Consider the following 12,555-nt stretch of genomic DNA (forward strand, 5'->3'; position numbering starts at 1 on the left):
TCAGAAACTGTCGGTAGTGCGGAAGCCGCCGCCACCTGAGCTGTGGGTGGTTTTGAACCCCCCGCCACCTGAACTGCTCGAGGTGTGGAAAGTACTACCGGACGAGCTGCGCGAACCAGCGAAGTCGCCCGAGGTATAAATCGATGCGCTGCCCCACTGGTGGTTCCTGGCATCGCCGCGGCGGTGCAGCGGCACATACTGGCGGTTTTCGTCGAGGAGCTTCTGCACGGCGTACGTGTCGAACTGGCCTTGCATATAGCCCGCCAGCACCTGCTCGATTGGCTGGGGCAGCTCGTATTCGTTACTCGGATCGCGGTAATGGTCGTCACGCAGTGCGTACTCGAGGGTCTTGGCGCGCTCGTAGAGGCGGCGCTGGTCGGCGGCCTCGTCGCGTGCGGCGCTCAGGCGCTGCTGCAGTTCCCGCAGGCGGGCGTGCAGCAATTGCAGATCGCCGACCAGTACATCGTCACGCTGGTCAGGGGTCTTGGCTGCCTCGACGATCAGTTCGGCCAGAGGCCGCTCCTTGAGCCGCTTGGCGATCGCCTGGCGCAGCTGCTGCAGGTGCGGGTCACGCTGCTCGTTGAAGGCGGCCAGCTGCGCATGCAGCGCACTGGCCTGGGCCTTGGCCTCGCCAAGCAACGTGTCGAGGTCTTGCTCCTGGGTCATCGACGCCTGCATGCCGAGGCTCTCGCGCGCCTTGTCCAGTTGTTGCTGGTGTTGTGCATGCAACTGCTGGCGCGCCTCGCCGAGGGTCTGGGCAAGGGTCTCGTTGCGGGCTTGCATGGCCAGGAGGATCTGCTCGTTGGCGTGGTTGACGCGAAAGTCCACCTTGCGGGCCAGGTAGTCGTCCAGTGCACGCTGGAAAAGCTTGGGGCGGTACTGCTCGGTACCGTACTGGCGTGCCTTGAGGAAGCAGTAGAGGGGGTGGGTGGCGTAGACTTGCAGCTTGCTGGCGCATTCGTCACGGATTTCCGTGTAGCCGGCCTGGGCTTGCCGTTCGGCCAGGTCGGCGGCGTCCAGCTGCTCGAGCAAACGGCGATGTGCCGGGTCCTGTTCCAGCAGGGCCTGGGCCTTGGCATCCAGCTGGCCGAGGTTCTGGCGTATTGCCTGCTGTTTCGCCAGGCTGCTGGCGATGGACCGTTCGACCTGCTCGAGTTGCTGGCCGAGTGCCGTACGCTCCAGCTCACGCTGTTCGAGCAGTTGCCGGGTGTGTTGGTCTTGCGCGGGGTTGGCTTCCAGGTGCAGGCCGGCGATTTCGCTCAGTTTCGACGCGATCAGGTGTTCGAGTCGGGTTTCCTGGTCGGCCTCGGCATACAAGGCCTCCTCGGCCTGGCGCAGGTGCTTTTCGGCCTGGCGCGAGTTCTTCTCAAGTGCTTTGGCGAGGGCGGTCGGGGTCATGGCGTCACCATTGCAGGATCATGTCGGGGTTTGAGCTGGTGCGCTGGGTAAAGCGCAGGGCCAGGGTGTTGGCGGGCTTGTCGCCGATGACCCGTTGGCTGATATGGCCATCGTCAAGCTTGTCCTGGCGCAGCTTCTGGTACTCGTCATGGCTGACCCGCACGCCGAACTGGTCGGCCCAGCGGGTCTTGCCGTCCTCGACGCTGGTCACTGGCACCTGGGTTGGCTTGCCGGTGGCGTCCAGGGCCTCGACGATCAGGTACCAGCTTTTGCCTCGCAGGCTGTTCGCGCTGCAGCCGGCCGCTTCGTAGCAGCGTTCCACGCCGGACTTGACGCCGGGGCGGTCGACCAGTGAGAGGGTCAGAGGCTCGGCGGCGTAGTCCAGGTAGTCATCCAGCACACCGAGCGTGTTTTCTGCCACTTTGAACTTCTGGCTGGCGATGTCTTTCCCGGCCTGTACGGCCCAGCCCGTCAGAGCCTGGCGATCCTCAGCGGGCAGTGTCACTGCCTTCAGGCGCTCAAGCATATGTTGTTGCCGGTGCAGCAGGGCCTGGCTGTGCGTTGCCAATTGCGCGGTTTCTCTTTGCGCGCGGATGTTCTCTGACCAGTTCAGGCCCAGCAGCAGGGCCACTGTCACGGCGCCGATTGCGGTGATCTTCAGCAGCGTGCCGCGCGCCATGTTCAGGCGTACCAGCAGGCGCTGGGCCAGGTTCAGCGTGGGGGCCTCGAACACCAGGCGGCGCGAGAAGAACAGGCGTACGCCTTCTTCGATCGTCGCGTCTTCGAAGGCGATGCCATTGTTCTGGTAATAGCTGCGGATCCGCTCGGCCACTTCGGCGCGACGCCGGGGCAGGTCCAGGTGTTCCTGGATTTCCATCTCGCGATGACGCAGCTGGTCGACGAGGCCCATGGCCCCGATCTGTTCGCTCAGCGGGACGCTCATCGGGTACATTCCTGGCGGCGGCTCATGGTGCTCCTTGCATGAGTTGAAGAGGGCTGGCGCAGTATACCCAAACCGCAAGGCAAAACAGTGGCCAGCCTCTGGACGCTGGCAAACAGGCAAAAAAAAGCCCGCATCGAGGATGCGGGCCTGGTTTGCCGGGGGCTGCTTATGCGGCCTTGGCTTCCTGCTGGCTCAGCGAGCGGTTCAGTGCGCTGAACAGGGCCTTGAAACTGGCAGTGGTGATGTTCTCGTCGATACCCACGCCGTGCACCGGACGGCCGCCGGCCACGCGCAGTTCGATGTAGGCCGCCGCCTTGGCGTTGGTACCGGCACCGATGGCGTGCTCGTTGTAGTCCATGATCTCCACCGATACCGGCAAGCCGGCGACCAGGGCTTCCAGGGCGCCGTTGCCCTTGCCGCGCCAGTGCAGGGTGGTTTCGCCTTCACCGGCGACTTCCACTTCCACTGCGCTGTGGCCGTTTTCTTCCTGCAGGCGGTGGCTGACCAGTGCGTAGGGGGCATTGGCCTGGAGGTATTCCTTGTGCAGCAGGCTGTAGATCTGCTGGGCGGTCATTTCCAGGCCCAGGCGGTCGGTTTCACCTTGCACCACTTGGCTGAACTCGATCTGCATGCGACGTGGCAGGCTGATGCCGTATTCCTGCTCGAGCAGGTAGGTGATGCCGCCTTTGCCCGACTGGCTGTTGACGCGGATCACCGCCTCGTAGCTGCGGCCGATGTCGGCCGGGTCGATCGGCAGGTATGGCACTTCCCACAGCTCGCCTTCCTGCTGCTTGGCGAAGCCCTTGCGGATGGCGTCCTGGTGCGAGCCAGAGAATGCGGTGTGGACCAGGTCGCCGACGTACGGGTGGCGTGGGTGTACTGGCAGCTGGTTGCACTCTTCGACCACCTTGCGCACGCCGTCGATGTCGGAGAAGTCCAGCAGCGGGTCGATGCCTTGGGTGTAGAGGTTCAGCGCCAGGGTCACCAGGTCAACGTTACCGGTACGTTCGCCGTTGCCGAACAGGCAGCCTTCGGCACGGTCGGCGCCGGCCATCAGGCCCAGCTCGGTGGCGGCGATGCCGGTGCCACGGTCGTTGTGGCAGTGCAGGCTGATGATCACGCTGTCGCGCCGGCTGACGTTGCGGCAGAACCACTCGATCTGGTCGGCGTAGATGTTCGGCGTGGATACTTCCACGGTGGCCGGCAGGTTGAGGATGATCTTGTGCTCGGGGGTCGGGTTCCAAACCTCGATCACCGCATCACAGACTTCCTTGGCGAACTCCATCTCGGTGGCGCTGAAGGTTTCTGGCGAGTATTGGAAGGTCCACTGGGTTTCTGGCTGCTGGGCGGCATATTTGACGAACAGCTTGGCCGCGTTCACCGCGATGTCCTTCACGCCCTGCTTGTCCTGGTTGAAGACGATGCGGCGGAACGACGGGCTGGTGGCGTTGTACAGGTGGACGATGGCCTTCTTCGCCCCGCGCAGCGACTCGAAGGTGCGGGCGATCAGGTCTTCACGGGCCTGGGTGAGCACCTGGATGGTGGTGTCGTCCGGGATGTGGCCGTCTTCGATGAGCATGCGCACGAAGTCGAAGTCGGTCTGCGAGGCCGACGGGAACGAGGCTTCGATTTCCTTCACACCGACCTGCACCAGGGTCTTCCAGAAGCGCAGCTTCTTCTCCGAGTCCATCGGCTCGATCAGCGACTGGTTGCCATCACGCAGGTCCGAACTGCACCAGATTGGCGCCTGGGTGATGGTCTTCGACGGCCAGGTACGGTCAGGCAGGTCGATGGTCGGGAAAGCGCGGTATTTCTTCGATGGGTCTTTGAGCATGGTCATGGAAGCAATCCTTTTGTGTGCGGCCGAGATCGGGCCTGCCGAGCGATAACGAGATGAACAGGCGAGGCGATGCGATCAACCTGGTAGTCGGGCGCTGACCAGGCAGAGGCTGCGGTGTTGTCGGAGCAGGATGAGGGTGCTGAAGGTTTTCATGCCCTCAACCCTAACCAGTGGGTTGGGGGATGGCAAGCGTTGGAAAAAAATTGAGAGAAATGCTTAAAAAAAGCGCAATGGCGAGATTTTATAGCTGGAAGTTTATGAGTACTTATTGACGCTTGCGCAGTATTTTTCCATGGCGCAACACGCGGAATGTGTGAGTGTCAGTGCTGGCCCCTTCGCGGGCTCGCCCGCTCCCACAGGTATTGCGCAGCCTTCGGGAGCGGCGCGATACCCTGTGGGAGCGGGCATGCCCGCGAAGCAGGCGGCGCGGAGCTCAAGGCTGGAACGCGCCAATGAAGATCGCCGGATCCACCCGCGCATCGTTCAGGCTGACATTCCAGTGCATGTGCGGGCCGGTGGCGCGCCCGGTCGAGCCCACGCGCCCGACCACGTCGCCACGGCGCAGTTGCTGGCCAAGCTGAACATCAATCTTCGACATGTGGCAGAACATGCTGATGAACCCTTGCCCATGGTCGACGAACACCGTTCGGCCATTGAAGAAGTAGTCACCCACCAGGATCACCTTGCCGTTGGCGGGGGTCTTGATCGGTGTTCCCGCCGGCACGGCGAAGTCCAGCCCGGCATGCGGGTTGCGTTCCTCGCCATTGAAGAAGCGACGCACGCCGAACTTGCTCGAAAGCGGCCCGCTGACCGGTTTGTCGAGGATCAGGTTGCTCGGCAATACCGGGCTGAAACTGCGATACGCCTTGATCTGTTCAGCCAGCTCGCGGTCGATGCGCTTAAGGTCGTCCGGGTTCGGGTTGACCTGGCGGGTGTTCTTCAAGGTGATGTGCTGTTCGGGGTATTTCTTGCTGCCGACGCTGAATGGCAGGCTGCGACCGGCCTGGGTCAACACGGCGGTACCGGGCTTCTGGGTCAACGGAATGCCGACGATGGCCAGCCAGTTGTCCTGCTCCTTGACCACCAGCACCGGTTTGCCATCGAAGCGCGCGCTCGGCGCCGTGGCCGCCGGGCCAAGGTCGACCACCGCCACGCCCCCCGGCACGGGCTTGTTCAGGGTGCGGGTGATGTAGCTGGCCTGGGCGCCTGCGGCCAGCAGCATGAGGGAGAGGGCGAGCAGGGGCGCGAACAGGCGGGGCATGTGTCAGTCCAGTAAGGAGAGGGTGACCGGGGTCAGGTGATTGTCTTCGACGCGGACCTGCAACTCGCCTTCGTTCAGGCGGGCAGTCAGGCGCTGGCCGTTGCGGGTCTGCGCGGCGCTGCGGATGGCCTGGCCCTGCTCGTCGAGAAGGATGCTGTAGCCACGCGCCAGGGTCGCCAGCGGGCTGACCACCTGCAGCGTCTGCAGTTGGGCCTGGAAGCGCTGGCGGCGGTCCTTGAGCACTTCGCGCATGGCCCGTGGCAGGCGCTCGGCGAGGCTATCCAGGCGTTGCTCCAGCATTTTCAGGGTGCGCCCAGGGTGTTGCGCGGCCAGGCGCGTATCGAGCCGCGCCAGGCGCTCGCGGCGCTGGTTGAGGTTGAGGTTGAAGGCGCGGCGCAGGCGCATGTCCAGGTCATCCAGGCGTTGCGCTTGCTGGCGCAGGCGTTCGCCGGGGTGGTGCAGGCGCCGGGTCAGTGAGTCAAGGCGCAGGCGGTCGTGGGTCAGGCGGTTTTGCATGCGCAGCAGCAGGCGCCGCTGCAGGCCGTCGAGGCGCTGCTGCAGGCCGCTGTTGTCGGGGGCCAGCAGTTCGGCGGCCGCCGACGGCGTCGGCGCGCGCACGTCGGCGACGAAGTCGCTTATCGACACATCGGTTTCGTGGCCGACGGCGCTGACGATGGGGGTTACGCAAGCGGCCACGGCGCGTGCCACGGCTTCTTCGTTGAAGCACCAGAGGTCTTCCAGCGAGCCGCCACCGCGGGCCAGGATCAGTGCGTCGAAGCCCAGCCGGTCGGCCTGCTGCAAGGCACGGACGATCTGGTTGATCGCCTCGCGGCCCTGCACGGCGGTGGGTATCAGGCTCAGCTCGACCTGCGGTGCCCGGCGGCCGAACACGCTGATGATGTCGCGGATCACCGCGCCAGTGGGCGAGGTGATGATGCCGATGCGCTGCGGATGGGCCGGCAGCGGCTTCTTGCGCTCGGCACTGAACAGCCCTTCGGCGCCGAGCTTTTCCTTCAGCGCCTCGAAGGCCAGGCGCAGGGCGCCATCACCGGCCGGTTCGACGGTATCGAGGATCAATTGGTAGTCGCCACGCCCTTCGAACAGCGAAACCTTGCCGCGCACACGCACCGCCAGGCCGTCACGCAGGGCCTGGCGCACGCGGGTAGCGTTCTGCCGGAACAGCGCGCAACGCACCTGGGCGCCGCTGTCCTTGAGGGTGAAGTACATGTGGCCGGAGGCCGGGCGGGCGAGGTTGGATATCTCGCCTTCCACCCAGACGCTGCGGAACACGTCTTCCAGCAGCACGCGGGCGCGGCCGTTGAGCTGGCTGACGGTGAGGACCTCACGGTCCAGGCCGAGTCGTTCGAAAGGGTCTCTGATCATGGCGGGCATCATAAAGGACATCGGCCCCGGTTGTCTGTCTTGCCCCAATCGGCAGCCTGGTCGCTCCCACAAGCACCTCGCATTGGCTCAGCCCAGCGCAGTAACTGCAGGGGAACTCACCGGCGATGGGACCAGTCAGTCATGCATCGCTGCCACGAACTGGCGCACCATCTGTCCCGCATCGCGTCGGCAGGCCAGCGCCACGGTACTCTCGCATCCCCGCTCCAGCGCCACGAAACTGACCGAGGCTGGTGCAATTTCCCTCATGCAATCCGGCAACAACGCCACCCCGAATCCCGCCTGGATCAGCTGCAACTGCGTGGTCTTGCGCGACAGCACCTGCGCCGCTCGCGGGAAAAAGCCAGCGTCCATGCACAGTGAGGCCGACAGGTAACTCAGCCCGCCACGATCGCGATGCGGAATGGAAATAAAGCGCTCTTCTCTCAGCTGCTCCAGCCTCACTCGCGCTGCACCGGCCAGCGGATGCCCGGCGGCAACCGCCAGCAACAACGGTTCGCTGAACAGCTCCTGCAGTACCACGCCTTCATGCTGGCGCAGTACCGGCAAGCGCAACAGGCCGATATCCAGCCGTCCGGCGGCGATGTCCTCCAGCTGGGCCTCCGAAGACTGCTGGGCGATCTCCAGCGCAATCCCTGGGTTACCCCGCAGGTAAGTGCCCAGTCGGGCCAGCAGCGGGCCGGTCAGCGGTACCGTGCTGGAGTGGTTCAGGCGCAGGCTGCCTTGCAGTCCTTCGCCAATGTCGCGGGTCACCCGCTCAGCCTGTGACAGGTCGGCCAGCAAGCGCCGCGCACGTTCCAGGAAGGCCTGGCCAGCCAATGTCAGGCGCGGCAGGCGCGCGGTACGCTCGAACAGTGGTGTGCCCAGTTGCTGCTCCAGCTCCTTGATCTGCCGGCTCAGCGCCGACTGAGCGATGTACAGCCGTTCGGCGGCACCGCTGAAACTGCCGCATTCGGCGATTTCCACGAAGTAACGCAACTGGCGGATCGACGTCATGTCATGCCTTTTCGAGATAGGTATGGAGTTAAAGGCATATTAGTCGGCATGGCTTGTGGCTGGCTAACCTTTGTCTGTCTTCCCAGGAACTGCTGCCATGCTCGCCCAGTTGTCGTTTTCCGGCCTTGACTGGCTGCCCATCCTGCTCGGCGTCGGCGCTGCTTACATCGTCTTCGGCATTGCCGGTTTCGGCACGGCATTGGTGGCGGGCCCGATACTGATCCATTTCATGCCCCTGTCGCGAATCATCCCGCTGTTGGTGCTGCTCGACTTCGTCGCCGCCTTCGGCAACCTGCTGCCATCACGCCGCGATGTGGTGCGCGGCGAGCTGCTGCGGCTGTTGCCGTGCATGGCCGTGGGCTGCACCCTGGGCGTGGTGTTCCTGCTGCACCTGAAGTCCGACCTGCTGTTGCTGCTGATGGGCCTGTTCGTCACCGCGTATGCGGTCTACGGCCTGGCGGTAAAGGTACGGCCGGCCAGGTTGTCGGGCTTCTGGGCGGTGCCCATGGGCACGGTTGGCGGGCTGTTCGGCGCCTTGTTCGGCAGTGGCGGCTTCCTCTATGCGATCTACCTGAGCGCCCGCCTGGAGATAAAAGAGCAGGTACGCGCGACCCAGAGCGCGCTGATCAGCTGCAGCACCCTCGTGCGCCTGTCGTTGTTCCTGATTGCCGGCGTCTACGCCGACACCAGCCTGTTACTGCTCGCCGTCTGCCTGTTGCCGGTCATGTTCATCGGCCTCTGGGCAGGCCGTCGACTGACCCTGAAGCTGTCCCGCGAAGCCTTCGTGCGCCTGGTCACCTGGCTGGTGCTGGCCAGCGGCCTGGCGCTGATCGGTCGCTACCTGAGCAGCTGAGCGGTAGAATTGCAGGATTACCGCAGTCCGCAGGCCCGCTTCGTTCATGAACACCCAGAGCATCATCGTCCCCAAGCTGTCCACCGTGCCTTCGCATGAAGCCCGTTCGCGGGCCATCCTGCGCTGGCTGGTGCGCGAGAAGATCGTCGAAGAACAACTGACCACCTGCGGGCGTACCGGCAACCGCATGGGCCATGCCTTGGCCGAGGGCGCGCGCAAGGTCGCCCTGCACCCTGACAGGCTACCGTTCGGCGAGCAGGTCAATGGCCTGGAAGTGATGCTCAAGCGTTGCATCTATACCCCGACCGAGGGCTTCCTTGAGGAGGCCGGTTGCCCGGAGTGCCGGCGCGAGGTCGGCGAGCCGCTGTTCGAAAGCCTGGAGGAGTGGATGCCGGCGGTGAGCGACAACTTCACCTGCCCGCTGTGCGGCCATGAAGACGACATCAATGGCTTCATTTACCTGCAGCCATGTGCCTTTTCCAACCTTGGGTTCATCTTCAACAACTGGGGCGAGGCCGGGTTCACCCAGGCCTTTCTCGACAGCTTCGCCGACTGGCTCGACCAGCCGGTGGCGGTGGTGCAGGTAAAAGTGCCACAAGGCTGACCGAAGGCCCTTATTTTGCATTGAGCGGCGCGCCGTGGATGAGTATAATGGCGCGCTTCCATTTTTCCCGCCCGGGAGCCCCCGCGATGCTGCGTATCAGCCAAGAAGCCCTGACCTTCGACGATATCCTCCTTGTACCTGGCTACTCCGAGGTACTGCCCAATGAAGTCAGTCTCAAGACCCGTTTGACTCGTGGCATCGAGCTGAACATTCCGCTGGTTTCCGCTGCCATGGATACCGTCACCGAAGCGCGCCTGGCCATCGCCATGGCCCAGGAAGGCGGCATCGGCATCATCCACAAGAACATGACCATCGAACAGCAGGCCGGCGAAGTGCGCAAGGTCAAGAAGTTCGAGGCTGGCGTGGTCAAGGACCCGATCACCATCGACGCCGACGCCACCGTGCGCGACCTGTTCGACCTGACCCGCCTGAACAACATCTCCGGCGTTCCGGTGCTGGCGAACGGCGACCTGGTCGGCATCGTCACCTCCCGTGACGTGCGCTTCGAAACCCGTCTGGACGCCAAGGTCCGCGAAGTGATGACGCCGAAAGAGCGTCTGGTCACCGTCCGCGAAGGCGCCGACAAGAACGAAGTCCGCGAGCTGCTGCACAAGCACCGCCTGGAAAAGGTCCTGATCGTTGACGACAAGTTCAACCTCAAGGGCATGATGACCGTCAAGGACATCGAAAAGGCCAAGGCCTACCCGCTGGCCAGCAAGGACGACCAGGGTCGCCTGCGCGTTGGCGCTGCGGTCGGCACCGGCAAGGACACCGGCGAGCGCGTTGCCGCCCTGGTAGCTGCCGGCGTTGACGTGGTGGTGGTCGACACCGCCCACGGTCACTCCAAAGGCGTGATCGACCGCGTTCGCTGGGTCAAGGAAAACTACCCGCAAGTGCAGGTGATCGGCGGCAACATCGCCACCGGCGCTGCGGCCAAGGCCCTGGCTGAAGCCGGCGCTGATGCTGTGAAGGTCGGTATCGGCCCAGGCTCGATCTGCACCACCCGTATCGTTGCCGGTGTCGGCGTGCCGCAGATCAGCGCCATCGCCAACGTCGCCGCTGCGCTGGAAGGCACTGGCGTGCCACTGATCGCCGACGGCGGTATCCGTTTCTCGGGTGACCTGTCCAAGGCCATCGTGGCCGGTGCTTCCTGCGTGATGATGGGTTCGATGTTCGCCGGTACCGAAGAAGCACCGGGCGAAGTCGAGCTGTTCCAGGGCCGTTCCTACAAGGCCTACCGCGGCATGGGCTCGCTGGGCGCCATGGCACAGGCACAAGGCTCGTCCGACCGTTACTTCCAGGACTCCTCGGCCGGCGCCGAGAAGCTGGTACCGGAAGGCATCGAAGGCCGCGTTCCTTACAAGGGCGCCCTGGCTGCGATCATCCACCAGCTGATGGGCGGCCTGCGTTCGTCCATGGGCTACACCGGCAGCGCGACCATCGAAGAGATGCGCACCAAGCCGGAGTTCGTGCGCATCACCGGTGCCGGCATGGCCGAGTCCCACGTGCACGACGTGCAGATCACCAAAGAAGCCCCTAACTACCGCGTAGGCTGAGGCTTCAAGCAATAACCGAACGGGGCTGTCACGAACAGCCCCGCGTCGTTTCCGATTTCCACTGACGAGATTGAGTCATGGCCCTCGACATTCACGCTCACCGTATCCTGATCCTCGATTTCGGTTCCCAGTACACCCAGCTGATCGCCCGCCGCGTGCGCGAAATCGGCGTGTACTGCGAGCTGCACCCGTTCGACATGGACGATGAAGCGATCCGCGAATTCAACCCGCGCGGCATCATCCTCGCCGGCGGCCCCGAGTCGGTCCACGAAGCCAACAGCCCACGCGCTCCGCAGGCGGTGTTCGACCTGAACGTGCCGGTACTGGGCATTTGCTACGGCATGCAGACCATGGCCGAGCAGATGGGCGGCAAGGTCGAAGGTTCCGACCTGCGTGAGTTCGGTTACGCCCGCGTCGACGTGGTCGGCAAGAGCCGCCTGCTCGACGGCATCGAAGACCACGTCGACGATGACGGTGTGCTGGGCCTGGACGTGTGGATGAGCCACGGCGACAAGGTCACCCAGATGCCGGGCAACTTCCACGTGCTGGCCAGCACCCCGAGCTGCCCGATCGCCGGCATGTTCGACGACGCCCGTGGCTACTACGGCGTGCAGTTCCACCCTGAAGTGACCCACACCAAGCAGGGCGGTCGCATCCTGTCGCGCTTCGTGCAGGACATCTGCGGCTGTGAAGCCCTGTGGACCCCGTCCAACATCGTCGAAGACGCCATCGCCCAGGTGCGTGAGCAAGTCGGTTCGGCCAACGTCCTGCTGGGCCTGTCCGGCGGCGTAGACAGCTCGGTGGTTGCTGCGCTGCTGCACCGTGCCATCGGCGACCAGCTGACCTGCGTATTCGTCGACAACGGCCTGCTGCGCCTGCACGAAGGCGACCAGGTGATGGCCATGTTCAAGGAGAACATGGGCGTCAAGGTCATCCGCGCCGACGCTGAAAAGCAGTTCCTCGACAACCTGGAAGGCGAAGCGGACCCTGAGAAGAAGCGCAAGATCATCGGCCGCACGTTCATCGACGTGTTCGATGCCGAAGCCAGCAAGCTGGAGAACATCCAGTTCCTCGCCCAGGGCACCATCTACCCGGACGTGATCGAGTCGGCCGGCGCCAAAAGCGGCAAGGCCCACGTGATCAAGTCGCACCACAACGTCGGTGGCCTGCCGGAGGAAATGAACCTCAAGCTGGTCGAGCCGCTGCGTGAACTGTTCAAGGATGAAGTGCGCAAGATCGGCCTGGAGCTGGGCCTGCCGTACGACATGGTCTACCGCCACCCGTTCCCGGGCCCGGGCCTGGGCGTGCGTATCCTCGGTGAAGTGAAAAAGGAATACGCCGACATCCTGCGTCGCGCCGACCACATCTTCATCGAAGAACTGCGCAAGGCCGACTGGTACCACAAGACCAGCCAGGCATTCGTGGTATTCCAGCCGGTCAAGTCGGTGGGTGTCGTTGGCGATGGCCGTCGTTACGCCTGGGTCGTCGCACTGCGTGCCGTCGAGACCGTGGACTTCATGACCGCACGTTGGGCACACCTGCCCTACGAGCTGCTGGAAACCGTCAGCGGCCGTATCATCAACGAAATCGACGGTATCTCCCGCGTAACCTACGACGTGTCGAGCAAGCCGCCAGCGACCATCGAGTGGGAATGATCCCTACCCGCCGCTGACCGAGAAGGGCCTGCATTGCAGGCCCTTTTC

At 64.1% G+C, this 12,555-nt stretch carries 10 protein-coding genes; 4 read left to right on the plus strand and 6 right to left on the minus strand.

Annotated features, from left to right (window positions below):
* The 6 genes from ACTORR_RS19925 to ACTORR_RS19950 all read right to left on the minus strand — a co-directional run bounded on the left by ACTORR_RS19925 (nt 1) and on the right by ACTORR_RS19950 (nt 7,839).
* Nucleotides 1-1,398 (minus strand): hypothetical protein, encoded by a 1,398-nt coding sequence (locus tag ACTORR_RS19925; protein ID WP_313364532.1) that lies wholly within the window; start codon nt 1,396-1,398, stop codon nt 1-3.
* Nucleotides 1,399-1,402: 4 nt separating this feature from the next.
* The gene (locus ACTORR_RS19930) at nt 1,403-2,341 is read right to left on the minus strand and encodes a DUF6384 family protein (protein ID WP_313364531.1); all 939 of its coding nucleotides are present in this window, start codon (nt 2,339-2,341) and stop codon (nt 1,403-1,405) included.
* A 166-nt stretch (nt 2,342-2,507) separates the two neighbouring features.
* Nucleotides 2,508-4,181 carry a 2-isopropylmalate synthase gene (leuA, locus tag ACTORR_RS19935; RefSeq protein ID WP_099814337.1) on the minus strand — a complete coding sequence of 558 codons (1,674 nt, stop codon included), beginning with the start codon at nt 4,179-4,181 and terminating at the stop codon, nt 2,508-2,510.
* Nucleotides 4,182-4,614: 433 nt separating this feature from the next.
* On the minus strand, nt 4,615-5,442 hold the full coding sequence (locus ACTORR_RS19940; protein WP_054886228.1) for a M23 family metallopeptidase: 828 nt from the start codon (nt 5,440-5,442) through the stop codon (nt 4,615-4,617).
* A 3-nt stretch (nt 5,443-5,445) separates the two neighbouring features.
* Nucleotides 5,446-6,825, minus strand: coding sequence for an exodeoxyribonuclease VII large subunit (gene xseA / locus ACTORR_RS19945; RefSeq protein WP_441343817.1), 1,380 nt, complete (start codon nt 6,823-6,825; stop codon nt 5,446-5,448).
* A 135-nt stretch (nt 6,826-6,960) separates the two neighbouring features.
* On the minus strand, nt 6,961-7,839 hold the full coding sequence (locus tag ACTORR_RS19950) for a LysR substrate-binding domain-containing protein (protein ID WP_054886230.1): 879 nt from the start codon (nt 7,837-7,839) through the stop codon (nt 6,961-6,963).
* 97 nt (nt 7,840-7,936) lie between these two features.
* On the opposite strand from ACTORR_RS19950, the gene ACTORR_RS19955 reads away from it, so the two are divergent.
* From ACTORR_RS19955 to guaA, 4 genes are all read left to right on the plus strand, one after another.
* Nucleotides 7,937-8,692 (plus strand): TSUP family transporter, encoded by a 756-nt coding sequence (locus ACTORR_RS19955; RefSeq protein ID WP_441343818.1) that lies wholly within the window; start codon nt 7,937-7,939, stop codon nt 8,690-8,692.
* Nucleotides 8,693-8,738: 46 nt separating this feature from the next.
* The gene (locus ACTORR_RS19960; protein ID WP_054886232.1) at nt 8,739-9,296 is read left to right on the plus strand and encodes a hypothetical protein; all 558 of its coding nucleotides are present in this window, start codon (nt 8,739-8,741) and stop codon (nt 9,294-9,296) included.
* A gap of 86 nt (nt 9,297-9,382) precedes the next feature.
* Nucleotides 9,383-10,852 (plus strand): IMP dehydrogenase, encoded by a 1,470-nt coding sequence (gene guaB / locus ACTORR_RS19965; RefSeq protein WP_054886233.1) that lies wholly within the window; start codon nt 9,383-9,385, stop codon nt 10,850-10,852.
* A gap of 77 nt (nt 10,853-10,929) precedes the next feature.
* The gene (gene guaA / locus ACTORR_RS19970; RefSeq protein WP_054886234.1) at nt 10,930-12,507 is read left to right on the plus strand and encodes a glutamine-hydrolyzing GMP synthase; all 1,578 of its coding nucleotides are present in this window, start codon (nt 10,930-10,932) and stop codon (nt 12,505-12,507) included.
* Nucleotides 12,508-12,555: the final 48 nt, after the last annotated feature.

Origin of the sequence: Pseudomonas sp. SAR267, from assembly GCF_052077595.1 — a bacterium.
Taxonomy (GTDB): Bacteria; Pseudomonadota; Gammaproteobacteria; order Pseudomonadales; family Pseudomonadaceae; genus Aquipseudomonas; species Aquipseudomonas vlassakiae.